This window comes from Pseudoalteromonas sp. Cn5-37 (assembly GCF_021532495.1).
Taxonomy (GTDB): domain Bacteria; phylum Pseudomonadota; class Gammaproteobacteria; order Enterobacterales; family Alteromonadaceae; genus Pseudoalteromonas; species Pseudoalteromonas simplex.
This window is the reverse complement of the sequence record NZ_JAKGBA010000001.1, coordinates 513,876-539,296: the sequence shown is the minus strand read 5'-3', so window position 1 is coordinate 539,296 and position 25,421 is coordinate 513,876. Positions and strand designations below refer to the sequence as shown.

General features: G+C 38.7%; 20 protein-coding genes and 1 riboswitch. Of the genes, 11 read left to right on the top strand and 9 right to left on the bottom strand.

What is annotated here, in order from left to right:
- Positions 1-57: 57 nt before the first annotated feature.
- Positions 58-230, top strand: a riboswitch (Lysine riboswitch).
- A gap of 81 nt (positions 231-311) precedes the next feature.
- Positions 312-1,691, top strand: a complete 1,380-nt coding sequence (lysC, locus tag L1266_RS02435) for a lysine-sensitive aspartokinase 3 (protein WP_235376766.1) — start codon at positions 312-314, stop codon at positions 1,689-1,691.
- Here the strand turns inward: lysC and L1266_RS02430 are convergent.
- Positions 1,668-2,405 carry a 4'-phosphopantetheinyl transferase family protein gene (locus L1266_RS02430; RefSeq protein ID WP_199529732.1) on the bottom strand — a complete coding sequence of 246 codons (738 nt, stop codon included), beginning with the start codon at positions 2,403-2,405 and terminating at the stop codon, positions 1,668-1,670. The genes lysC and L1266_RS02430 overlap by 24 nt on opposite strands.
- A gap of 148 nt (positions 2,406-2,553) precedes the next feature.
- Here L1266_RS02430 and L1266_RS02425 point away from each other — a divergent pair, with 148 nt between their 5' ends.
- The 3 genes from L1266_RS02425 (at position 2,554) to L1266_RS02415 (ending at position 5,067) form a co-directional block, all read left to right on the top strand.
- Positions 2,554-3,879, top strand: coding sequence for a sodium-dependent transporter (locus L1266_RS02425; protein ID WP_235376765.1), 1,326 nt, complete (start codon positions 2,554-2,556; stop codon positions 3,877-3,879).
- A gap of 67 nt (positions 3,880-3,946) precedes the next feature.
- Positions 3,947-4,546, top strand: a complete 600-nt coding sequence (locus L1266_RS02420; protein WP_235373097.1) for an SMI1/KNR4 family protein — start codon at positions 3,947-3,949, stop codon at positions 4,544-4,546.
- A gap of 59 nt (positions 4,547-4,605) precedes the next feature.
- Complete coding sequence (locus L1266_RS02415; RefSeq protein WP_054551487.1) at positions 4,606-5,067, top strand: hypothetical protein; 462 nt, start codon at positions 4,606-4,608, stop codon at positions 5,065-5,067.
- A 39-nt stretch (positions 5,068-5,106) separates the two neighbouring features.
- On the opposite strand, the gene L1266_RS02410 is transcribed toward L1266_RS02415, so the two are convergent.
- Both L1266_RS02410 and L1266_RS02405 read right to left on the bottom strand, forming a co-directional pair.
- On the bottom strand, positions 5,107-6,090 hold the full coding sequence (locus L1266_RS02410; RefSeq protein WP_235376996.1) for a 2-hydroxyacid dehydrogenase: 984 nt from the start codon (positions 6,088-6,090) through the stop codon (positions 5,107-5,109).
- Positions 6,056-6,571, bottom strand: coding sequence for a glutathione peroxidase (locus tag L1266_RS02405; RefSeq protein WP_054551485.1), 516 nt, complete (start codon positions 6,569-6,571; stop codon positions 6,056-6,058). Before L1266_RS02405 ends, L1266_RS02410 begins: the two co-directional genes overlap by 35 nt.
- Before the next feature lie 114 nt (positions 6,572-6,685).
- Here L1266_RS02405 and L1266_RS02400 point away from each other — a divergent pair, with 114 nt between their 5' ends.
- Entirely contained in the window at positions 6,686-7,567 is an 882-nt protein-coding gene (locus L1266_RS02400; RefSeq protein WP_235376764.1) for an NAD(P)-dependent oxidoreductase, read from the top strand.
- Between the two features lie 39 nt (positions 7,568-7,606).
- Here the strand turns inward: L1266_RS02400 and sbcB are convergent, their stop codons facing one another.
- Complete coding sequence (sbcB, locus tag L1266_RS02395; protein WP_235376763.1) at positions 7,607-9,052, bottom strand: exodeoxyribonuclease I; 1,446 nt, start codon at positions 9,050-9,052, stop codon at positions 7,607-7,609.
- 264 nt (positions 9,053-9,316) lie between these two features.
- Here sbcB and L1266_RS02390 point away from each other — a divergent pair, with 264 nt between their 5' ends.
- The 3 genes from L1266_RS02390 (at position 9,317) to L1266_RS02380 (ending at position 10,656) form a co-directional block, all read left to right on the top strand.
- The gene (locus L1266_RS02390; RefSeq protein WP_199529728.1) at positions 9,317-9,502 is read left to right on the top strand and encodes a hypothetical protein; all 186 of its coding nucleotides are present in this window, start codon (positions 9,317-9,319) and stop codon (positions 9,500-9,502) included.
- Positions 9,503-9,575: 73 nt separating this feature from the next.
- Positions 9,576-10,163 carry a hypothetical protein gene (locus L1266_RS02385; RefSeq protein WP_235376762.1) on the top strand — a complete coding sequence of 196 codons (588 nt, stop codon included), beginning with the start codon at positions 9,576-9,578 and terminating at the stop codon, positions 10,161-10,163.
- A gap of 112 nt (positions 10,164-10,275) precedes the next feature.
- The gene (locus tag L1266_RS02380; RefSeq protein WP_138600519.1) at positions 10,276-10,656 is read left to right on the top strand and encodes a hypothetical protein; all 381 of its coding nucleotides are present in this window, start codon (positions 10,276-10,278) and stop codon (positions 10,654-10,656) included.
- A gap of 12 nt (positions 10,657-10,668) precedes the next feature.
- Here the strand turns inward: L1266_RS02380 and L1266_RS02375 are convergent, their stop codons facing one another.
- The gene (locus tag L1266_RS02375; RefSeq protein WP_235376761.1) at positions 10,669-11,088 is read right to left on the bottom strand and encodes a hypothetical protein; all 420 of its coding nucleotides are present in this window, start codon (positions 11,086-11,088) and stop codon (positions 10,669-10,671) included.
- An 83-nt stretch (positions 11,089-11,171) separates the two neighbouring features.
- Complete coding sequence (locus L1266_RS02370; RefSeq protein ID WP_235376760.1) at positions 11,172-12,113, bottom strand: sodium-dependent bicarbonate transport family permease; 942 nt, start codon at positions 12,111-12,113, stop codon at positions 11,172-11,174.
- 110 nt (positions 12,114-12,223) lie between these two features.
- Between L1266_RS02370 and L1266_RS02365 the strand changes: the two genes are divergently transcribed.
- Entirely contained in the window at positions 12,224-13,174 is a 951-nt protein-coding gene (locus L1266_RS02365; RefSeq protein WP_235376759.1) for a LysR family transcriptional regulator, read from the top strand.
- A gap of 18 nt (positions 13,175-13,192) precedes the next feature.
- Here L1266_RS02365 and L1266_RS02360 read toward each other — a convergent pair whose 3' ends face one another.
- From L1266_RS02360 to L1266_RS02350, 3 genes are all read right to left on the bottom strand, one after another.
- A complete protein-coding gene (locus L1266_RS02360) occupies positions 13,193-14,335 on the bottom strand; it encodes a GGDEF domain-containing protein (protein ID WP_235376758.1) in 1,143 nt (380 codons plus the stop codon).
- Positions 14,336-14,416: 81 nt separating this feature from the next.
- Entirely contained in the window at positions 14,417-15,310 is an 894-nt protein-coding gene (locus tag L1266_RS02355; protein ID WP_235376757.1) for a TIGR01777 family oxidoreductase, read from the bottom strand.
- Between the two features lie 97 nt (positions 15,311-15,407).
- Positions 15,408-16,697 carry a diguanylate cyclase domain-containing protein gene (locus L1266_RS02350; RefSeq protein WP_194441561.1) on the bottom strand — a complete coding sequence of 430 codons (1,290 nt, stop codon included), beginning with the start codon at positions 16,695-16,697 and terminating at the stop codon, positions 15,408-15,410.
- Between the two features lie 203 nt (positions 16,698-16,900).
- Between L1266_RS02350 and L1266_RS02345 the strand changes: the two genes are divergently transcribed.
- Both L1266_RS02345 and L1266_RS02340 read left to right on the top strand, forming a co-directional pair.
- Positions 16,901-23,215 carry a M4 family metallopeptidase gene (locus L1266_RS02345; RefSeq protein WP_235376756.1) on the top strand — a complete coding sequence of 2,105 codons (6,315 nt, stop codon included), beginning with the start codon at positions 16,901-16,903 and terminating at the stop codon, positions 23,213-23,215.
- A gap of 159 nt (positions 23,216-23,374) precedes the next feature.
- Positions 23,375-25,393: an ATP-binding protein gene (locus tag L1266_RS02340; protein WP_235376755.1), complete on the top strand. Its 2,019-nt coding sequence runs from the start codon at positions 23,375-23,377 to the stop codon at positions 25,391-25,393.
- The last annotated feature ends 28 nt before the right edge of the window (positions 25,394-25,421 follow it).

Here is a 25,421-nt window from a genome sequence, read left to right as displayed (position 1 = left end):
ACTTTCGAAGCCTGCTTTTAACAGCAGGCTTTGTTATTTTAACCAGGTGTTAACTTAACATTCAGAAGAGGTGCGATACTTAGGTAATTAATGTGAGGTGACGAACGCCGATGACCATTAATGAGGGAAGTACTCGCCGAGAAAATTAACCGGACGTCACGGTTATTTTTCGGTTTATGGGGCTGAATCCTCAAAACTGTCACCAAACTAGGTGGAGAGCTTCTGGCATGGACTACTCTTTATTTTCAAAGCACCCCCTTGCCGAGTTCTTCTTGAATTACTGTGGATAGTTTTCCACAAAAGGAGACGACATGAATACCCAATTAGCCGCCAACACAAAATCAGATTACGTTGTTGCAAAATTTGGTGGTACCAGTGTAGCTAACTTTGATGCTATGAGCCGCTGCGCTGAAATCATTTGTGCTGATAATCAAGTACGTATAGTTGCTGTGAGTGCCAGTGCAGGCGTGACCAATCATTTAGTTGCATTATGTAAAGCTGATTTGAGTGCGGCTGAACGTGATGAGCACATTACTGGCGTTGTCGCCATTCAAGAAGCAATCTTGGCAGAGCTGTCGCTTGATGCTGATTTAGCACATGGCTTTAATGAAACGCTTAAGGCTTTTCAAAAGCTAGCATCAGACGGGGCTCAGTCAGTAGCAGATCAGGATGAACTACTGAGCTTTGGTGAGCGTTTATCATCGTATTTATTCACTCAAGTATTACGCGGTCAAGGTCTTGATGCGGTGCGTTTTGATGTACGTAAAGTGCTAAAAACAGATAGCCAATTTGCTAAAGCTACCCCAAATGTTGCAGCAACCGCTGCGGCTGCTAAAGAGCATTTAGTGCCGCTACTTGATGACCATGTTGTGGTAACTCAAGGTTTTATTGGTAGCAATGAGCACAATCAAACGACCACTTTAGGCCGTGGTGGTTCAGATTACAGTGCTGCATTACTCGCTGAAGCAATTAACGCAAAAAGCGTGCATATTTGGACCGATGTTATGGGTATTTTCAGTACTGATCCGCGTTTATGCGCTAAAGCAAGCCCAATTGCACGCTTAAGCTTTGATGAAGCGGCAGAAATGGCAACGTTTGGTGCAAAAGTACTGCACCCTGCAACCATTTTACCTGCAAGCCGTAGCCATATTAGTGTGTTTGTTGGTTCAAGCCGTGAACCACAGTTAGGTGGTACATGGATTGAAAAAGAAAAATCTCAGCAACCAGGTATTCGTGCGGTAACGCAGCGTAAAAACCAAATTCTGTTAACGGTTAAAAGCCCAGAAATGCTCCTAGCGAGTGGTTTCTTAGCGCGTGTTTTCACCATTTTAAGTGAGTTTAATATTTCGGTTGATTTGGTTACTACCTCCGAGATAAGTGTTGCAATCACTTTAGATAACGCACCAAATGCATCACGCCCTGAGCTTGATCAAGCTTGTTTAGATAAGCTTTCTGAGTTTTGTCATGTGTCGGTTGAGAATAACTTAACGCTGGTGGCTTTAATTGGTTCTGAAATTCAATTACGTCAGCAAGAAATGAACTTAATGCAGGTATTAAGCGATTTTAATATTCGTTTAATTTGCCACGGTGCAAGTAAACATAACCTGTGCTTCTTAGTTGAGCAAAGTGAGTCAGATGAAGTCGTGCAGGCTATTCACAGCCGACTATTAGAAACCCAAGTCGCAGCGTAAGTCGTTAAAATTAATAAAAGAGCACTGCCAGTCAGTGCTTTTTTGTGCCACAACACTTATATCAAAGCCTTCAACAGAGTTACTACTCGCGCTGAAATTATGTTTGCTCAATTCTTCAAATACATTAGGAGCAAGTAGTTTCGCAATCGGCTGAGCACTTGCTTTTGCAAGCGCTTCTTTTAATGTCCAAATTCTAAAAAAGCACTGTGCCTGTTCATCGGGAGCGTCAAAACGGCTAATTAAGTCAACTTCATCTTGATGATAAAAATGCTTTGCGAGTTTGATAAAAGGGCGAGGCTTACTGCTTTGTTCAATATCAAAACCAAATAGCTGCTGTTCGGGGTTAAGGGCTGCGCCAATCAAGCCATTTGAATGTGATAAACAAGCCCACACAGGTTCTCTAACCGGGGTATGTAATTTTAGCTTGCTGTCTTTGTCATCAAACTGGCTCGATATTTCACTGAGCGCTAAATCATCATGAGGGTAAGCATGTTGATACAAATACTTTAACGTTAGGCGAGTCGCTAAGTACTCTTGCTTTGCACTAGGCACTTTGCGTTTTTCAAGCACACTTAACTCAAACTCACTAAGTAATTTATCAAGGGGTAAACTTGCAACATCAATACGTGCTGCATGCATTAGCATAATTTTTTTGGCCGTTGTTTGGCTTTGCTGCTCGATGATAAGAGTATTCGAAAAGTAGTGACTGCTCATGGTTTAACGCTTACACGAAAGCTCGTATTTAGTTTTGTTTATTTTTACAGCAGATGCACTTTTATAGGCATGAACAAACGCAAATAGTTTACGCAGTTGACTGTAATTATGGTTTAATGAGGAAAAATAATAACAGATTTGTAGATGTATGGCACAAGTTCGTGACGGCTTTCAAAGTCGATTAGGTTTCGTTTTAGCAGCTTCTGGTGCGGCGGTAGGTTTAGGTAATATTTGGGGCTTTCCAACACAAGCGGCAAACCATGGCGGCGGTGCATTTTTACTTGTTTATTTCATTGTTATTTTCTTATTAGCGCTTCCAGCTCTTTATACAGAGCTGTACTTAGGCCACCAAGCGCAAGCTAATCCGGTAAAAGCATTATCTAGTGCATGGCAAGACACAGCACCTAAAGTGGGCGCTGCAGCTGGCTATATTGGCCTCTTTGGTGCGATTGTGATGCTGAGCTTTTATTCGATAGTTGCAGGGTGGATGCTCGCTTATGCGCTCGAGCCAGTCGCAAGCTTCTTTGGTTTTACTGAGTTAAGTAACTTTTTGCACAGTGACTCCATGGCGCGCAATTTTGTGTTTACGCCACTGATGCTTATTCTTACTGCGAGTATTATTTTAAAAGGTGTTAAATCAGGTATTGAGACTTGGTCTCGTCGCTTAATGCCATTATTGCTAGTGTTATTAGTGGCGTTAATTGCTTATATCGCTACCTTAGACGGTGCGATGGATGGCTTTGCAGCCTATTTAGTGCCAGATTTTAGTCAAATTCTTGATGCAAACTTAATTATTGCAGCAATGGGGCAAGCATTCTTTTCATTGTCGTTAGGTGTTGGTTGTATGATGGTTTACGGCTCATATTTAAAACCAGATGCTAACCTGCCTAAACTAACTGGAACCGTGGCACTGCTTGATACTGGTGTGGCCTTTTTAGCGGGTTTATTGATTATTCCGGCTATTTTTGTTGCTCAACATAACGGTGTAGAGGTATTTAGCGGCGGTAAATTGGTCGGTGAAGGGCAGTTAATTTTTGCGATTTTACCTGAACTTTTTAGCACAATGGGCCAAGTGGGTTTACTCGTTGGCTTATTATTTTTTGTATTAATGTCGATTGCCTCAGTGACATCAACCATCTCATCGACCGAAATTCCAGTGGCATTTTTAGTTGAGAATCACAGTGTAGAGCGTAAAAAAGCGACCATATTTGTAACGCTAATCGTGTTTATTGCCTCGTCACTTATTATCTTAAACTTTGACTGGTTATTTGGTTTAGTCATTATGGTGCTCACACAGTACCAATTACCTTTAATGGGACTGTTCTATTTCATTACTGTTGGTTGGTTATGGCAGCGTGGTAATAAATTGCATCAAGTATCGAGCGGCCCTCATTATTGGTTTGCCCAGTACATTCGCTTTGTGTGCCCGTTATTAATGACGGCGGTATTTGTGAACGTGGCGTTGTTGAAATAAAAAACTAATACTCACATTTACTCAATCAGACCATCTTAAGTAAAGTCATTTAAAATAAGGATATATTATGAACGAATGGATTGTTTTAAGAGAAAAAATAGAATCAAAGTTTCCAGCTCTGATAGATGTTATTAATAATGAGTCGAATGTTGAGTCATTAAATAAAATTGCAGATTTGGTTGGAAATACTTTACCTCAATCTTTTGTATCAATATATGCAAATTGTAATGGTCAATTCCGCACTAAGGCTGGTTTCGTTTTTGGCCTTTCATTATTAAGTACAGAAAAAATTATTCATGAGTTAAATGTTTGGCGAGAGATTATTGACCAAGGATTAGAAGGGTTAAATGAGAGTTGTTCATCCCTAACACCTAGCGCTATAAAAATTGAATATGCGAATACTAAATGGTTACCTCTACTTGGAGATGGAGGAGGTAATTTTATAGGGGTGGACTTTGATCCAGGCCCGACAGGAACGAAAGGTCAAATTATCAATTTTGGCCGAGACGAAGATGATAAGTGTGTTTTTGCAAAGTCACTTGATGATTTCTTAGTGCTCCTCACTGAATTACTAAATAGCCCTTCGCTTGTTGAAGAGGAAGATGGCAGTTATTCATACAACCATACACACTTCATAGATGCACTCAAAGAGTTATCTCAAAAGTAATGAAACATAATTTTATTAAAATGCCATAAAATCAATAAGTTAATAAAGGATGGTTAGCTTTGCAAGTGTTTAGAAGAAAAAGGAAGAAGGTTAGCTTTAAATTGCTCAACAGCTTTTTATACAGATTGTTATTTGGTGGTATGTTTGCTTATTATTTAACTGAATTTGCAGAAAAACCATTTTTTATGCAGCTCGGCTTTATAGTTGTATGTTGCATCATTTCTATCATTGTAGATTATTGGATGATAGAGCCAAAAAATTCAGTTGAGGTGTCAATAGACGGTGAAAAGTTACTATTATTAGGTGTTAAAATAGATATTTCCGAAGTAACTGAAATTCTTTACTCACAAACTAAAAGGTTCGAACATACAGTGAGGTTTAGTTATAAAAACCTAACTTACCAAGATTTCGAGCTAGCATCTTCCGATCTAATTGAAGATTTACGATTTTACGACTTTTTGGTTGATCACCAATTACCAGTAAAAATGCTCGATAACAATGAAAGGTTAAACGAGCATTGATGAGCTTAACGGCCTGATGAGAAGTATCAAGGCCATTTCTTAAATAACTTCGTTAGTTAATGCTAAGCCTTGGCTTATTTCATTGGCACTTTGTAATGTGGTGCAGGCTATTTCGCTCAGTGCTTCTTGGGTGAAGAAGCCTTGGTGGCCTGTCACTAACACATTTGGAAAACTAATAAGGCGTGAAAAAATATCGTCTTGCATGATTTCTTCACGGTGATCTTTAAAGAATAACTCTGACTCTTGTTCGTACACATCAAGGCCTAGGTGTCCGAGCTTTTTAGACTTAAGTGCTTGAATACATGCTTGGCTATCGAGTAGCGCACCACGAGAGGTGTTAATCAGCATGACACCGTCTTTCATTTTCTCAAATGCGCTAGCATCAATTAAATGATGGGTGTGCTCGTTGAGCGGGCAGTGCAATGAGATGACATCACTTTGGGTGAGCAATGTGTCTAAATCGCACAGGGTATAAGGGCCTTCACCAGCCATTGGGTCGCAAACGAGTACCTTAGCTCCAAAGCCATTTAAAATATTAGCCAGTGCTAAACCTATTTTGCCACATCCGATAATCCCAATCGTTTTTTTAAACAGATTAAAACCAAGTAAACCGTTTAAATCAAAGTTACCTTCACGCACGCGGTTAAAGGCTTTGTGGGTTTTTCGGTTGAGCGTTAGCATGAGTGCAATACAATGCTCTGCTACTGCTTCTGGGCTATATGCAGGGACGCGGCAAACCTTGATGTTATGCTCTTTGGCAGCATCAAGGTCTACATTATTGAAGCCTGCACAGCGTAACAAGATTGCTTTAATGCCAACAGCCGCCATATCTGCAATGACGTGTTTGTCGACCGTATCGTTAACAAACACGCACACTGCATCGAAACCTTGGCAGAGGGGCGTGGTATTTCTGTTTAAGGATTGCTCAAAATAACTGAGCGAAACAGACTCAGCGTATTCAGTTAGATTCCTTTCAAAAAACGGTTGCTCATACTTTTGCGCACTGAATAAGGCCAGTTTCATCATTTAAATTACTCTCTATCACCATTTTGAGGGTTTCGGGTTTGGTGCGCGGGGCATATCGCGCAACGAGTTGACCTTCTGAGTTTATAAGAAATTTGGTGAAATTCCATTTAATTGCGCGGTTTTGCGCAATTCCTCGAGTATGGCACTTTAAATAATTAAATAACGGGTGGGCGTCTGGGCCGTTGACTAACACCTTGTTAAAAATGGGAAAGCTGACATCAAAGTGTTGCTGATAAAAGGCTTTAAGTTCATTGCCATCTAGAGGTTCATTGTGGCCAAATTGATTACAGGCAAAACCGAGTACGGTAAATCCTTGCTGTTTATATTCTTGATAGAGTTTTTCAAGGCTTGCCATTTGCACTGAAAAATTACATTTGCTGGCAATATTGACAATAAGTGCTGTTTTTCCTTGTAGCGATTCAAGGCTGAAGTTTTCACCAGATGCAAGCTGGGCATTGAAACGATATATACTATCCATGTTTTACCTGTGTGTTTTTTAACGGTTTAAATGAACTTTTTTTCATTCGCTTTTTAGTTATTCGGTTGAGATAATGAAATTGTTACTAATTTATCACTCAAATAGGTCAGTTTTATGTCAATGAAAGTCGCCTTCATCGGATTAGGTGTAATGGGTTACCCAATGGCGGGTCACCTTGCCAACGCAGGTCACAACGTGACAGTTTACAACCGCACAACGGCTAAAGCGCAAAAGTGGGTTTCTGAGTATCAAGGTGAATACGCTGAAACACCAAGTAAAGCAGCAAAAGGGGCTGATATCGTTTTCATGTGCGTAGGTAATGATGATGATTTACGTTCAGTTGTTTATGGCGAACAGGGTGTGCTGGCAAGCATGCATGAGGGCAGCTATTTAGTTGACCACACTACAACGTCAGCTGAAGTGGCACGTGAAGTGGCTGCTCAAGCGAAACTACAAGGCATCGCATTTTTAGATGCGCCGGTTTCTGGCGGTCAAGCTGGGGCAGAAAATGGTGTATTAACCGTGATGGTTGGTGGCGACGAAGCTGATTTTAATGTTGTTCAACCTGTTATGGCTGCTTTTAGCCGTTTTAGCCAATTATTAGGTGAAGTAGGCTCTGGTCAACTGTGTAAAATGGTAAATCAAATTTGTATTGCGGGTGTGGTACAAGGCTTGGCTGAGGGGTTACACTTTGCAAAACAAGCTGGCCTTGATGGTGAAAAAGTAATTGAAACCATCTCTAAAGGCGCTGCAGGCTCATGGCAGATGGAAAACCGCTACAAAACAATGTGGGCTGGCGAATACGAATTTGGTTTTGCTGTTGATTGGATGCGTAAAGATTTAGGCATCGCTTTGGATGAGGCAAAGGCCAACGGCGCAACTTTGCCGATGACGGCAACAGTTGATCAATATTACGCCGATGTACAAGCCTTAGGTGGCGGTCGGTACGACACATCTAGTTTATTAGCGCGTATCGAAGCGTTACATAAAAAGTAATATCCATAAAAAACGCGACAATGATTGTCGCGTTTTTTATTACATGCTTTGTGCGTAATTGTACAACGCTTTTAATATATGCAGATTTTTCTCGTTATCATCATTTTCATGAGCCAGATTCTCAAGAGTGATCATGAAATCTTGGCCACTGATCGACGGGCTATCTTCACCGTGCATTAGCTTGTTTTGGCAATACTGGCGCCATTTTGCCAATTCATCTTGGCTAAGTGTATGTGGCCAGTTTCGAGCGCGGTATCTAAATAACAAGGTAGCAAACTTTTTATCATCAAAATCAAGCTGCATTGAGGCTAATTGCTCAGGGCTTGCATCACGTATCATAGCAAATTTTGCTTTATCAGCATGGCTGGTAAAACCATCATAAAGTTGATAGTCAGGGTTAGTGGTTTCGCCGTAATCACGTTGTTCGTTGAACACTTCGGTTACTTTGTCGCGAAGCTCAGTGTTGGCTTTTAAAATAGCGAGATTTTGTAGGCACTTTTCGCGGTCAATACCTAAACGGGCTGCGTTCTCTGGTAACAAGGTTTTTGCTGGAGCAAGAATAGGGCACTTGTTTAAATGCACGAGTTTTAAGCCTACCGGTGCTTCGTCTTCGCCAAGGTCGCTGTGTTTTGTGTAAAGACGCGTGCGTAGCTCTTCAACAGGTAAATCTAATAGCACTTGCGGATCTTCAGTTAAATTAAAGCAAATAATGGCGTTTTTATTGACTGGGTGAAAGCTCATTGGTGCAATCCAGCTGGTGCAGCCTTGGCTTGCCGGAATTCGTGATGAAGTGTGCACCAGTGGTGTCATGTTAAACACATCAACTAAATCAGCCAGTGCTTTTTTAGAGCGTAAGCTAAAGAAAAACTGATACAGCTTAGGTTGTTTTTCTTTTATTAATTTTGCCAACGCTATGGTTGCCGTTACATCACTTAATGCATCGTGAGCGGCTGCATGTTCAATGCCATTGGCAACGGTTAAGTGCTCGAGCTTAAAGCTCGGTGTACCGTCTTCTTTGAGCGGCCATTCAATACCTTCTGGGCGCAGTGCATAACAGGCACGCACTAAATCAATAATATCCCAGCGGCTATTATTGTTTTTATATTCTCGCTCGTAAGGGTCATAAAAATTACGGTATAAGCTGTAACGTGTGACTTCATCATCAAAACGGATACTGTTATAGCCCGCAACACAGGTGTTAGGTTGGCTAAATTCAGCATGGATCTTTGCCATAAACTCAGCTTCAACTAAGCCTTTTTGCATTGCAACTTGCGGGGTAATACCTGTTATTAAACACGCCTCAGGGTGCGGCAAGTAATCGGCTGCAGGCTTGCAATATTCAATTAACGGCTCACCAATAATATTCAAATCGAGATCGGTACGAATACCTGCAAATTGACTTGGGCGGTCCTTTTGCGGGCTTGCGCCAAATGTTTCGTAGTCGTGCCAATAAATTGTTGGTTGCTGTTGTTCTGGATATGCCATGCATTAAACCTTGCTAAGCGTAGGGCCGCTTTGACTTATTTTTGAATTGACAGAATTATGGCATAGAGACTTGTTAGTTTATAGAGTTAAAGGTGTTGATGCTGTTTAGTGGTCGTTTTATATACCTGTGCGGTATAAAAAATAGCCTAACGGCTAGGTTTTATGCTTATATAGGGTCTAGTCGTTAGTTTTTACCTAAATTTTTATTGTAGTGGCTCGGTATTTGCTAACGAAAGCTATCTTTAACAATGAAGGAACAAAAAAATGACTTTATCAGCTTTATTACTATCTACTTTAGCATTCGACGCAGCACCAGCTCCTAGCTTTGATACAACAAAACTTCAAGGTACTGGTGGGATTGTTATTATTCGCGAAAAGAAAAAAGAAGAACAACAACTTAATGGAACAGGTGGAATTGTAATTGTAAGAGAGAAAAAGAAAGAAAATTAAAAATCAAAGGTCAATTTGGCTGGTCTTTTTCTTAATTACATCTTACCCTTATAGCTTCGTGTAAGGGTAAGAAATGTTTGAATCTATTCAAAATTTATATAGAGAGTTAATGGTTGCTACAGAAAATCATCAAGTAATTTCAATGCAAGCAATTATTGCAGCTATGTATGTTTTAGCTTTTGCTACATCTTTGTTTCGAGCTATCGGGAATAAAGAACTATTTAGTGATTTTCTATCAATTGCGACAGTTGTAGTAAAATATGCAGTAACATCTTTATTGATGGAGTATGTATTGATTTTCATTGCCGAAAATCAAAGTATTGGCAATACGCAGAATATTTATTTTGTAGCTTGCCTAATTAATTTAATTAGTATTTACATTCTTTATCTATTACATACAAAATTTAGCTATAAATTTGGCTTGCTATTCTTTTGTGTTATCAAGCTAACAGTTGTCCTTTCTATAGCTCACTTTATTCTTTGGTTTAAGTTTGTTGTGTTAGACATACAAGCTGAACACGCCTACATACACTACATGTATAGTTTTATTGTGCTCTACATTAGTATTGTCCTTGCTGTTGTAATGTTGTTTCCAGGTCTTTTGAAAACCAAATTGAAACTATTACTTAGTCCAAGCTGGCCTTTTGGAACAAAAAGTTAACATGAATTTATGATGTTTTTCAGTCCTATAACTTCATTTATAATGCTTTTTCCTGATGTATTGCGAACCAAGTTTGGGTGTATAGTAACATTTAGTTTACCGAGGGATCGTAATGCTTGAACTAATTTACATAGCCATTGTCGTTTTAGCCATCTTGCTTGTTGCAAGTACATGGTTGATTGCGCGCAAAAATATCTTTGAAGATCAAATCAGATCTAAATCAGTTGAGGTAGTTTGGTGCACGTTACAAGCTGAGCATGAAACAGATATCAGCAAAGCAATTAAACTATTTAATAAAGCTGAACAGTTAAAGAGTGAAATTGCCACCTTAATGGGTAATTCACCGCAAGCTGCAGACTTTAAGTTAGCAGAGCCTGTTGGGCTTGATAGTAATGAAATAAAAGAGTTATCGCTTGGGGAGCTGCAGCGCTACTACGATAAACAAAATAATATATCCGATATCTACGATAAAATGTACAAAGGTAAGAATTAGTAAAAAGCCAGGTTATTTAACCTGGCTTTGTATTTTGAGCTCATTTTTTATTTGTTTTAGCTGAATATCTGCAAGCTGACTAAGGGCTTCATGAGTGTGGTTATCACCTTTAATTAGCCCCGCCATAGAAAGCTTTTTTATACTCTTAATAATACCGTTACTTACTGCTTGTAGTAACGCCCCATCAAGTGTCACTATGGTTTGTTCGCTACCATTAAGTAGTGAGTCAAAGCTAACTTCAGAAGCTTTAGCCACGTTATCAATTAGTTCATAAGGCACTGCAGCAACTTCAATACTTTGCTCGCAAAAACCTGATGTTAACGATAAGTGGCTTTCTAATTCAGCATAGTTTTGCACCTTACAAAGCGTACATATGCGCTTAAAAATATCACTCACATGCTGTTGCTCGGTGCTGAGCGTTTGATTAAACATAGCATGTCCTTGCGCTGCTTTTTTGTTTATATTAAACGACTTTTCAGAAGATCTCATTAATAAAGTTAAGGTGTGACCGTTTTTTAGCCCATAAATAAGGCTATTTGATGATATAAGCCAATTCCTACTAATACATTGAAAGGAAAGGTAATGCCCAAAGAACATAACATGGCTAAACCAATGTCTGCATCGGGTATGGCTGCTTTAATCGCGGCAGGGGCTGCTATGTAAGAGGCACTTGCAACTAGGCTTGCTAGTATTACCACAGAGCCTAACTCTAGTTGTAATGCAGTACCAACGCAGACTCCGATTGCACCTAATAAATTTGGTGTTATAAGAGCAAATAATGCTAATCGCCATTGGTGCCATGGAATAGGGCGCAAAGTTTGTGCAGCCATTAAACCCATTTCAAGAAGGAATAGTGCCAGCACAACTTTAAAGCTGTTCGTTAATAGACTCGTTACTTGGCTCCCTTGTTGTGTGCCGTACATCATGCCAATAATTACACCACCAACTAGCAGAATGACACTTTTGTTAGTGAGTGTTTCATGCCAAAGTGCTTTTAGAGAAAGGTTTTGTCCAGAACCATTACCAAGGCGGCGATACAGTAACAATCCAACAATAATCGCAGGTAACTCAAGCATTACTAAATAAAGTGTGACTTCAGCACCTACATTAAGTGAATTCGATTCAGCATAGGCTAAAGCAACTGCAAATGTACCTGCGCTTACTGAGCCGTAATGGGCAGCAATACTTGCGCTATTTGCGATAGAGAGGTTTAGCAGTTTGTTTAAAATAGGAAACAGCATCAATGGTATTAAGCCACCAAGTAGTAATACAGCGCCCATTTCTGGTAGAAGTTGCCAATGCAAATTGCCATGCAGCACCATACCTCCTTTTAAGCCAATGGTGAGCATTAACAATAGGCTAAGAGTTTCATAGGTCGCTTGCGGAATTTTTAGGTCAGAGCGAAGTAATCCGGCAGTGAGTCCTAAAACAAAAAACATTACAACAATATCAGGCACTTTGTTCTCCTCTTGATTAAAAAGCGCCGCTATTCTAGATAAAAAATTACATAGTAAATAATAAAATAAATGATAATATCCTATAGGTTTTTATCTATGGGTTTGATTTTATGGATTTAAGGCATATTTCTTTTCGTTTACTCGAGGTATTCATGTGCGTTGTAAAAACACGCTCAATTAGTGAAACAGCAAGGCAATTACATTTAACGCAACCAACGGTTTCGCAACAAATTAAACGCTTACAAGAAACAGTTAATGAACCATTAGTGATGGTTAATCAGCAGCGAATTCATGTTACTGAAGCGGGTTTTGCATTGTTTCAAACTTGTCAGCAGGTGTTTGGTCACTTTGATGACTATCAAGATTATCTTGCTGAGCTTAGAGGTGGTGAGAGAGGGCGCTGTAAAATAGCCATGGTTAACACCGCGCAATATATCTTGCCTAAGTTACTTGGTCCGTATAGTAATTTACACCCTCATGTTGAGTTGCCACTTGAAATAGGTAACCGGGCTGAAGTGCTAGCCCGTTTTGAAAGAGGCGAAGATGATATTTATGTCTTTAGTCATCCACCTTCATTAGAACATGCAAAAGCAGGACGGTTTTTACAAAACCCATTAGTGTTTATTGCACCAACCAACCATGCGCTCGCGAGTCAGACTCAGGTCACATTACAAGACTTAGTATCTGAACGTATTTTGCTTCGAGAACCTGGCTCTGCCACACGAATGCTGTTCGAAAGTGAACTGCAAAGCAGAGGCTTTGTTTTAAGCAACACAGTACAAATGGCAAGTAACGAAGCTATTCGGGTTGCGGTTGGTTCAGGAATGGGGCTAGGTGTTGTTTCTCGCCACGTATTGCCACCCCATGATACAAGTTTTTGTATGTTAGATGTAAAAGATGTCAATTTAGCTAGTCATTGGTATTTTGTGGTGCGCACCGATCGCCATTTATCGCATGCGGCGCGTAGCTTTTTAAAATTTGCTCAGTTGAATTTAGAACAATGTTTAAATAAACAGTGGGTCACTAATGAGCTAAACCTACTCAATGAAAGCTTAAATTAAAGATTCTAACTACCGCATTTAAAATGCCATAGTTACAACTTGATTTCGGCCATTTGACTTGGCTTTGTACAAACCTTTATCGGCTTCTGCGAGCAACTCATTGACATTATTGGCGCCCGATTTATGTGTAATAATACCGACACTGATCGTAAGCTTTAGAGCTTGGTTTTGATAAAAGAAACGATCGTTGTGTATCGCTAAACGAATTCGTTCAGATAGGCTTTCGCCTTGAGTTTGAGTGGTGCTAGGTAGTATGACTGCAAATTCTTCACCACCGATTCTGGCCACCAAATCGTGTTCACGTAGTTGGCTTTTAATCTTTTTTGCAACCCATTTGAGTGCTTCATCTCCTGTTTCGTGTCCATATTGGTCATTTACTTTTTTAAAGAAATCGATATCAATCATCAAAGCGCAGAGTTCAGTCAGGTTATGATTAGCTTGTTCTAAGTAGCTGTTACTAATTGTTATAAATGATCTACGGTTTAATAATCCAGTAAGTGGATCTCGATTTGCTAGATCGTTTAGTACTTGCTCTGATTCTAAAAACATCATTAATGGCCAGATCATGGCGGTTAGAGTGGTAATTATAATATGGCTTATCAGAATGACCGCGAGAATGTGAGTTAAATCAGTATCAATAATGTCTTGATAATCCGAAACTAAAAGCGAAAACTGTAAAAGCATAATTAAAGCATGAATTACAAAGCATAGTTTTAGTAAAGCCAGATGCATGATGCGCTCAACCTGTAGTTTTCTGAGGGCAAAAGCAGCGTAGCTAAAGCATATGACGATAATGGCCGTGGTGATTATTTGGTTTAACGGGGAGTCATGCACTGGCAGCAATATCAGCATGGATAGAATCACTACAAATGCACAGGCTTTATGATATTTTTTATCTGACTGACTGTAAGCATGGATCCCTAAAATTGCAGCTAAAGGCGCTGAAATAATGAATAAATCAGCCAAGTAATGGGTAATTAAGGGGAAGTCGATAAAAACACGCAGAGATGCGGTGATCTGCGCAAATACGAAAAGTAAACACGAACTACCCCAATATAAATAGCTTGCTTGTTGTCTCAAGAAATATAAAGACAGTAGAAACGCCCCAATAATCACATTCAATAAAATTGAAATGCTGATTATGGTGGGTAAATGCATCATGATTTTCCCTGGATAATCACTCGACTAAAATCAGGTTAATTATTATGTATTAGTTGAATCTTATCAACTAGTACATTGTAACTATAATTTCAGACTTTCTAATGCGGGCTTCAATGTTGGGTAATGGAAACGGAAATTGTGATTAAGTAATTTATTGGGAAGCACAAATTGACCATGAAGTAGAAGATCTGACATCTCTCCCATCATCAATTTGAGAACCCAACTAGGCATACGCAACATGGCAGGACGCGAAATTACATTCGCAAGTGTTTGACTAAATTCATTATTATCAACGGGGTTTGGTGCGGTGGCATTAATTGGTCCTTGAATCTCTTGATGTGAAAGCACAAAAAGAATGAGTTGGATCATGTCGTCAATATGGATCCACGACATCCCTTGACGACCATGACCTAAAGGGCCACCAAAACCAAACTTGAAAGCTGGCAACATTTTACCTAAAGCTCCCCCTTGTTTTGCTAAAACGATGCCTGTACGCAGCAAGCAAACGCGAGTTTGCTCACCGTGCGCTTTCGTTGCGGCATGCTCCCAATCACGACAAAGGACATGGCTAAATTCAGGGTAAATATCATTAAAGCTTTCATCGATTGGCTGGTTTTCTTGACGGCCATAAAAACCAATCGCACTGCCAGAAATGAATGTGTGAGGAGGGGACTCACAGCGGCTAATCGCTTTTGAGATTTGTTGGGTAAGATTAATCCGGCTATTAAGTAAAGTGCGCTTTTGCGATTCACTCCAACGTTTATTGACGATTGGCTCTCCTGCAAGATTAATGACAGCATCAATCTCTTCAAAATTGACTTCATCTAACGACCTAACTGTGTGTACCTGATGAGTCAGTATCACAGCAGCTTGTATCGGATTGCGTGTTAGCACAGTAACCTTGTGGTGATTAAGTAAGAAAGGGCACAAATGTCTACCAATGAGGCCTGTTCCACCTGTTAATAAAATATGCATAGTGCTACCTTAATTAATATCTGTGTGTATTTTTTATACATAGTGATGGGGCTTTTTGCAAATTTATACGTATAAAGCAGTAATTTAGATTAGTCTTCTAGCCGCGATTGTTGTGTATGTGATAACTATTCTTTGACTCATGCTTAGCCTGATACATTGCTTGGTCAGCGAGTTTAAGTAGATGTTGATGATTTAGGCTGTGATCAGGAGCGAGGGCTACTCCAATACTTAATGAAATATTTAATGTCAGCTGTTCGAGTACAAAAGGATTGTCAAAACGTGCTAATAAATGAGTGATCATCGCATTAACGTATCTGTATTTGGCAATATTATGTGTAATTATGACAAATTCATCTCCTCCATAACGATATACATCATCATCAGCTCTAACAGATGACGTAATTCGTTTTGCGGTTTCAATGAGAATTTGGTCACCAATTAAATGACCATACTCATCATTCAGTTTTTTGAATTTATTGATATCTATAAATATAACGGCCAGCTTACTGTCTTTAGAGCAAGTAGAAATGGCTTGCTTTAATGCAGGCTTTAGCTCTGTTCTATTCAAAACACCTGTAAGATGATCATGACTAGCTTGAAAATTTAACTTGCTCGTTCGTTTATAAACAATGTCACTCATGCGTGCAAAACGTTTTAACACAAAGCCAATTTCATCGTTGTAATTAATCGTCAACATTTTAGGTCTTTCGCCTTTTTCTAGTTGTTCAGTGTTTTGAATTAACAACTTAAGAGGTTTAAAAAGCCTTGAATTAATATAAAAAGCACAAAAAACTAACAAGGTCACTATTAGTGGTATTTGCAAAGTAACAAACCGAGTTATGAATAGTCTGTTTCTTTGGTAGTCAGCATTTTGCTGTTCTAGCTTGGCACGTTCAATATTTTGAAACAGTAAAATATGCTTGCGGATTTGGTCCATATACTGTTTCCCCTCATTCGTCAAAACAATCGCTTTTGCTTCTTCGATTGCATATGGCGTGTTTTGCATTACAAGTGTGACAGTTAACGCTAACTCCGCTAACTTTTTGTCGACTAGCTCATCTATTACTGCAAGTGTATTTTGTTGTTCGGGGTTACTTAGCGTTAGTCTATTGATGGCTAAAAAATGTTGTTTAACTTGTTCAAGTGCTGCGTAGTAGGGTTCTAAATAGTTCAGGTCTTGCGTTAATAAATAACCACGTTGCCCGGTTTCTGCGTTCGTTATTTGATTGTAGAGCTTTTCTGATTCATCGAGCACATCATGAGTATGGATCACTGCCTCAAGCTTAGCCTGACCTTGTTTATCTAATACATAGATAATGAAGGTATTGGCTACCACCACTAAAAAAATGGTAGATAGCAAAAAGATGAATTTAATTCTCAGCGACATTGAAATAGCGACAGCCTAAAATTACTAACCTGTAATGATAAAGTATTGACTGAGGTTGAGTATTTTACCAGTTTGAGTTTTGATATATGGATTCGAAATTTTAGCTAATTAATTAATGTGAGCTTAACAAATTGGTGCAGATTGTGTTTATTTTTGGTATTTTGGTCCCGATAATAAGTAAAAAATGTATTTAAGGAACTATTATGCATAAGGGATTAATTGCAGGTGCTGCAGTTTTTAGTATGTTCACTGCATACTCTCTTCAAGCTGCAACAGTCGAAAGGGTAAGTCCATCTAACAAGCCTCAACTTCAAAACCTGTTGTTAATGAATCAGACTCTTCAAAAAAGCCAAATAAAAGGCTCTTATTTTGAAGAAATTACTTCTACTCACCAACACTCTAATAGTGTGTTAAGAAAAAGCTCATCAAATAAAATTCTGCAGCAGTATTACTCTGGTATTCCTATTTGGGGTCAGCAAATTCGTGTTCAAGAGAAGTCACAGCACATGAGTGGCTTTTTTGCGACTGGCATCAATGATGCGCAATTACAATTAAGAGCGAACAATCAATTTGATTTAGATACTGCAGTTAACGCAGTACTTGAAGCTGCTAAATTGTCATTAGACTTGCCATATAAGCTCATAAAATCAGAACGTTATATTTATGTTAAGGATGATAAAGCTCATTACGCATATTTAATTGAACTTGAAATTTTAAATGCCGAACATGAGTCAAAGCCTTCAGCTATCATCAATGAAAATACTTATGAAGTGTATAAAGCGTGGAATAATATTAAGCACACACAGGCGATGGGTCCTGGGGGGAATGAGAAAGTTGGCCGTTATGAATATGGCGAAGATTATCCTGCCTTTGCAGTTTCTCAAGTAGGAGAAACATGCTTTTTAGAGAATGATAAAGTGAAAACTGTTTCGATGGAGTCAGGCAGTGAGCCATCATCTGCGTTTTCATTCCCGTGTGATCGAAATACTCACAAAGAGGTCAATGGTGCCTATTCGCCTTTAAACGATGCGCATGCATTTGGTACCTCAGTGTTTGATATGTATGAGCAATGGTACAACACGGCGCCCCTGACCTTTAAATTATTACTGCGTGTTCACCAAGGAGATGGATGGGAAAACGCCACCTGGAATGGCTCTGCGATGAGTTTTGGTGATGGTGCTGATAGCTTTTACCCACTAGTATCTTTGGATATTGTATCTCACGAGGTAAGTCATGGTGTAACAGAACAAAATTCTAATTTATTTTATTTTGACCAATCAGGCGGGATAAATGAATCTTTTTCAGACATGGCTGGTGAAACTGCTGAATACTTTGTCAGAGGCACTACAGATTGGTTGTCGGGTGCCGACATCACAAAAAATAGAACTGCATTGCGTTATTTTGAAACACCGTCAAATGATGGTATTTCAATAGACCATGCATCAGAGTTTTATTCTGGCATTGATGTCCATTACAGTAGTGGTGTATTTAACAGAGCATTTTATTTACTTGCAAATAAGCCTGAGTGGGATCCGCGAAAAGCTTTTCAAATTATGCTTTACGCAAACCAAAATTATTGGGTTAATTCAACTGACTTTATTGATGGAGCATGTGGTGCAATAAACAGCGCCATAGATTTAGGTTATGCAGCAAATGATGTTGTTGATGCATTCAATACGGTAGGCGTTGTATGTAATAACATCCAATTTATTGATAATGATAACGATGAAATGGATGACAACTGGGAGCTGTTATATTCACTCGACTCATCAGACCCTACAGATGCAGCAGGTGATCTTGATGAAGATGGATTGAGCAACCTAGAAGAATACAGATTAAATTCGCTGCCTAATAATTCTGATACAGATGACGATGGTCTAACGGACTATCAAGAACATCATGAATATCAAACGAGCTTAACTAATCCAGATTCTGATAACGACAAAATGACAGATGGTTGGGAAGTCAATTTTACGTTAGATCCACTAGACAGTGCAGATGCACAAAGTGACTTAGATCAAGATAGCTTCACTAACCTAATTGAATTTTTATTAGGTTCAGACCCAACTGATGCTGATTCTACGCCTTCAATTCCTGCAACAATCTCTTTTAACTTTAACGATAATCTTGTTCCTGAAAGTTTTAATTTTACAGATCCTTCTACGCCATGGGTAACGTCACAAATAGATGAAAGCTATAGCTTCTCTTTGGCTAATAATGATATTGACGATAGTCAAGCAACTAGTTTTGAATACAGCTTTGTAACAGACCAGACTAAGTATTTAAGTTTCATTTATAAACTTTCTACAGAAGCAGGTTTTGACCATTTGTATGTATACCTAAACGAGCAATTAATTGTTATTGATTCTGGTATTACCGATTGGCGCTCTTTCGAGCAGGTCATTCCTGCAGGCTTAAATACACTTAAATTCGCATATATTAAAGATGGTTCTGTATCATCCGGTTTAGATACTGTCTTCATTGATAACATTTATATCAGTAATGAGTTTGCCGATAATGATGGTGATTCAATACCTGACTCTTGGGAAGTTGTGCACGGCTTAGATCCTTCAAATCCAGATGATGCATTACTAGATAATGATAATGACGGTTTGAGTAATCTAAATGAGTTTTTACATCAGGGAGACCCCAATAACCTTGATACAGATGGAGACCAAATTCCAGACGGCTGGGAATATGAGTATGGTCTAAATTTAACAGACTCTACTGATGCTATGCTTGATAGTGATAACGATGGATTTAGCAACTTTACCGAGTTTCAGTTACAAACTGATCCGCAGGATGCAGAGTCATTTCCAGAGCAATTGAATCTAACTAGTTCATTTGAAGACTCTCAACTACCTCAATGGTTTAACCATTCATCAGAGAACAACGCAGATTGGTACATTGATAATAGTTTTGCTACAGATGGTTCGCAAAGCATTCGCTCCGGTAAAATCTCAGATGGTCAAATGAGCTCATTCAGTGCTACAGGCGTCTTCGCTGAAGCATACCTTGTATTTGACTATAAAATAGAGTCTGAAGAATGTTGCGACTCTTTTATAATGAAAATAAATGGTTCAAACAGTGATATTGAGTGGATCGCTGGGACTAAAGAAGGGTCGGTAATAGTTAAAATCCCCGAAGGTGTTAACGTTATTGAGTTTTCATATTCAAAAGATGGATCAATATCTACTGGAGAGGATGCTGTTTGGCTAGATAATTTTAAGTTTATTGCTAAAACGAGCGATGCTGATACAGATAGTGATGGGTTGCCAGATTTTTGGGAAGTTGAAAATGGGCTTAATTTAACTGATGCTAATGATGCATCTTCTGACTACGATAATGACGCATTAACAGCTCTGCAAGAGTATGGTATTGGAACAGATCCTAGGCTTTCGGATAGTGATGGAGATGAACTTCCTGACGGTTACGAAGTCAATGTAATTATGACTTCACCGATTAACACAAATGTTGCTGGTTCTGATTTAGATGAAGATGGTTACACAGACGTACAAGAGTATTACGCGCAAAGCTCGCCAACAGAATACTCTTCAACGCCTTCAGCAATAAATAACCTCTTCGAAAGCTTTGAAAATGGTGGGCTACCAAATCGATTTACAATGTCATCAACAAATAATGTTGACTGGATTTCAAGTGATAGCTGGTCTACGGACGGAGTGAATAGCCTTTCTTTCAATCCTAAGTTTGATGGCGAAAATTATACAGAAGTAAATGCAGGTTTTGCTATTGCTGGCTTGTTTGAGCAGGGTTTTATCACAATTGACTATAGAGTTAACAAATATGACCGCTTTAATGTTCAACTAAACAACGAAAACATTCAGGTTCAATATAATGAGTCTCGTTTACTAATACCTGTCACTGATGGCTTCAACGTCATAAAACTTAATCTAGTTGATGCTGATTTTTACCGCTATGATCCATTCTTTATTGATAGAGTTATGTGGGTTACAGAGGTTGATACTCGTTTAGATACCGACAATGACGGCATTCCAGATTTTTGGGAGTATCAATTTGGCTTAAATGTTCTTGACTCATACGATGCAAGTCAAGATTTAGACAGAGATGGTTTGACTAACTTAACTGAATTTGAAATAGGGTCAAACCCAACAGCTGAAGATACTGATTCAGATGGTGTGGTTGATAGTGAGGATAGTCATCCAGATGATCCAAATTTAGGAGAAAATTTACCACCTGTTTTCTCTGATTTGACAGCTGTGACAATTGAAGGTGTCTATGAAAACACATCTATTCCTAGAAGTCTTTATCCTGAGGTTACTGATAACAATAGAGCAGCAGTTGAGGTATACCCTTTATCTAGAACGCTAGTATATGGCGAGAATCAAGTAACTTGGGTCGCTGAAGATATTGCAGGGAATAGCGCAAGAGCTGTGCAAACATTCTTTGTTACTGATACGACGGCTCCAACCATCCGAAACGATGTCGTCGCTATGAACGGCGAATTTACTGAAGAACAATTGTTTGAAACCTTGCTAGAGCAATTTATTGTTTTTGATAGGGTATCAGGCATCAAAGAAATAACTGTCGGATCAGGGCTAGATATAGAATTTGAATCAGGGCGTTACTCTTTAGATATTACGGCAAGCGATAATGCAGGTAATACAGCCTCAGGCACAATAAACCTACATATAAATCCTCGTATTGATATTCAGCCTTATACCTATGCTTATCGAAATGTTCTGCCTGTCGTTGCGCTTAATGTAAGAGGTAAGCCGTTAAATGGCTACTTGGGCTTGAATTTAACTGCTGGCAATTATAGCCACTATTTTAGTGACTACAGTATCGAAGGGATCAAGAATGTAGTATTAGGAAATACGCTTGACTCGTCAGTTGATTCAATTGAGCTTGAAGTATACGACGGCGGTTATACAGGTGAGTTTAGTAAATCTGAAATAATTCATTTAGATGAAGATGCTCCACGTACTATCAGTGCCACTTATAAACAAAATGGTAAGAAAATGGCAAGTTTGGTCAAAGGGAATAGCGCCGACCTTTCTATTCAAGTATATGGCTTTTCAAATTATGAAAGTTTAGAGCTAAAAGTAACATTATTATCTGGTGAACAAGTCATCAATGAAGTTGACGTGTATATGTATGACACATCAATTTGGAGTGGCTATTTTGGTATTGAAGATACTTGGCAAGGAGACATTACCTTACAGTATGACATTTTACAAAATGGAGAGTCGGTTCTGACTAAAACTGAGACCGTGCCATTAATTAATAATGTTAACTTTGATGATGAAAGCGTCGACACCGATGGTGATAATATCCCTGATATTGTAGAGTGGATAGGCGACAGTGATGGTGATGGAATTGTTGATTTCTTAGATAATTCAGCAAACACCTCGAAAGGGGTACTCGCATCTGACTCTTATGTATATACGAACAATGTTTTCCATATCATCAGAGCAGGTGACGTTATTCGCACTCACAGTGAGCACTTCATAGAAAATATGAATGTCTCTGAGGGCCAACTGCTTGATGCCTTCACCGAGATGAGGGTTGAAGATCCTCATTTCCAGTTGAAGAGTGACATGATAAACATCAATGTTGAGCTCGCTCAGCGCACAGAATCAGTAGACCTTGCTTTACCAATGCTTGAAAACGCTTTATTGAGCGATGAGCTACAAGCACGCGTACTAACGTTGAGTGGTTGGAAATCGGTAGAGATAATTGCAAGCAGCGAGTTTAGTGCTGAGTGCAGTAATTGTTCTGTGATTAGGATTGAAGATGGTAGTGAATTTGACTTAGACGGCGAGAAAAATGGTTTTGTTGAAGTTGTCGCAAAACTTGCCCAAGAAAGTCTTAATAGCGCACCGACATTGTCTCTTATTATTCCTGAAACGATAGAAGAGCTGCATACTTTCGTTTTAGATGCGTCAGGCACGTCAGATAGCGACGCAGATGAGCTAACGTATCACTGGTCTATTTCAATACCTGAAGTTACTATCGAAAACCAAAATGAAAGTATAGCAATCTTAAAAGTGTCAGAGCTAACAGAGTCAAAGCAAGGGACAATTTCTTTAACCATTAACGATGGTTATGAGGAATTTGTTCATGAACAATCTGTTCTATTCGTGCATGTAAACCAATTGCCAACTATTGAACTTGCTAGTAGTTATACAGTTAATGAGAATGCAGACGGTGTAATTACCGTTTCTGCGACAGATAAGGAATCACAGTCGTTAACTTACAATTGGACACAAACGCAAGGTCTTCAAGCTGATATTCTTCAATCGAATTCGGCAACGTTAAAATTCAAATCTCCAGCTGTTTCAGAGGATTCATTGCTCAAATTCAAAGTAGCAGTTTCGGATGGGGAAGGAACTACAGAACAATCGATAGATGTTACTGTTAAAAATGTACCTACTACTAGCAATAGTGATAAAGCTGAATCTAGTAGCGGTGGCGTTTTTGTATTTCTCATTGCTTTGTTACCTTTTGTTTATAGAAGGCGACTATACAGAGATTAAAATAGCGAAAAAGCCCCTTTTAAAGGGGCTTTTTTAATAGGAGCAAGTCATTATAAATAATTTAAATACAGTCATAAATTATGATTACTACTGTTGTTATTTGAAATTCTTGGTATGCTTATTAAAGCAAAATAAAATTCGTGTAACTAGGGAGCTAGGTTGAACTTTCTGCGCCAATTTCACAACATCGTATCTGATCAAAATACTGACTTCTCAGAGAAAATAACAGAGTTACTAAAATTTGGTCTAGATGTATTTAATCTTGATTTTGCGATAATTAGTCGTGTAGAAAATAATGTTTACACGGTCATACACGTAATTGCTCCAGATGATGCAATTGCTGTTGGTACTCAGTTTGAACTATCGGGTACGTATTGCACCCATACGCTCACAGCGAATAAAGCGATATCTTTTCATCAAGCCTCTAAAAGTACTATTGCAGAGCATCCTTGTTATCTGAATTTCAAACTTGAATCTTATATTGGCGCACCTATTTTTGTAGGTAATAAAGTCTTTGGTACTCTTAACTTTTCTGCACCGCAAGCTTCACCGCCTTTTAATGATGATGCCCATGATTATGTTGAGCTTTTTGCGCAATGGCTTGGAAATGAGTTTGCACGAAATTCAGCATCAAAAAAATTAATAAAAAAGAACTCTATGCTTGCTCAAGTTGAGAAAGTTGCGAAGATTGGTTCATGGGAGTTAGATCTTGCATCAAATCGCCTTTATTGGAGTAAACAAACAAAAGCGATCCATGAGGTGCCAGAAGATTTTACTCCCTTACTTGATAATGCCATAGAATATTACAAAAAAGGGCCAAGTAGGGATGCTATTGAGCTTGCTGTGAAAGAAGCTATTGAAGATGGAAAACAGTGGAATATCGAAATTGAATTGATCACAGCGAAAGGTAAACCTATATGGGTATCCACTTTTGGTGAACCTGAATTCAAAAACGGAAAGTGCGTAAGATTAATAGGTACATTTCAAGATATTACTAAATCGGTATTATTGCGAGAAGAACTTAAAAAGCAAAAGGCAGACGCAGAACGCACCTTAGAAGATCGTAGTATTTTACTTGCAAAAATAAGTCATGAATTACGTACTCCGTTGAATGGTATAAGTGGCATGTTGACGACTTTGCTTTATGAGAAATCTGAGCAAAAGCGTGAAGAGAAGTTGAAAGTTGCGCTTCGTAGCGCCGATATATTGCTTAATATTATTAATGAAGTTCTCGATTTTTCGAAAATTAACCATGGAGAGCTGAAACTAGAGCCATGTCATTTCTTGTTAAAGACAATTTTTGTTGACCTTGCTTCGTTATATTTACCGCTATACCAAGAAAAGAACTTAAATTTTGAAGTTGATATTGATATCAGTGATAAGTGCTGGACTTACTGTGATAACACGCGGATCACCCAAATAGTGTCTAACTTGTTAAGCAACGCATTAAAATTTACTGAGCAAGGTGATATTAAATTGCGCGCTGTCGCACAGCAACAAGGTGATGATGTGCTTCTAAATCTGCGGGTAAGTGATAGTGGTGTCGGCATGTCAGAATCTTTTATGAAGTCACTATTCTCTCCCTTTACACAAGAAGTAAACAAAGAGCGTAAAAAAGGTGGTACAGGGCTTGGCCTTGCAATAGTTAAGGAACTTATTGACTACATGGGCGGCTCTATTAAAGTTACTAGCGAATACGGCAAAGGAAGTTGTTTTGATATTCAATTAACTTTAAAAAGGGGAGTAGCTCAGACGTCTGACCTTATTACTGCCGCAAATATTGACTTTTCAACCTTGCCATTGTCGATACTTGTTGTTGATGATAATCAAATTAATCGTTTTGTTCTAAAAGCCCATTTAGAAAAGTTAGGTTTAACTGCCGATTATGCATGCGATGGTATTGATGCGATAAATAAGTGCAAACAAAATAACTACAATCTAATATTTATGGATTGTGTAATGCCTGAAATGGATGGTATTGAAGCAACTAGTATTTTAAGAGAAGAACTAATTTGCCCGGTACATAAAACTTACATAGTTGCTTTGACAGCTAATACTTCAGCCGATGATAAGGCTGCATGTAAGCGAGCTGGTATGGACTTGTTTGTTTCTAAACCTGTTAAAAATACAGCCATAGAACAAGCTATTATTTCAGCAAAAGAGCACTTATTTATGTAATGTTTTTTCTAATTAACCTCACGAAATG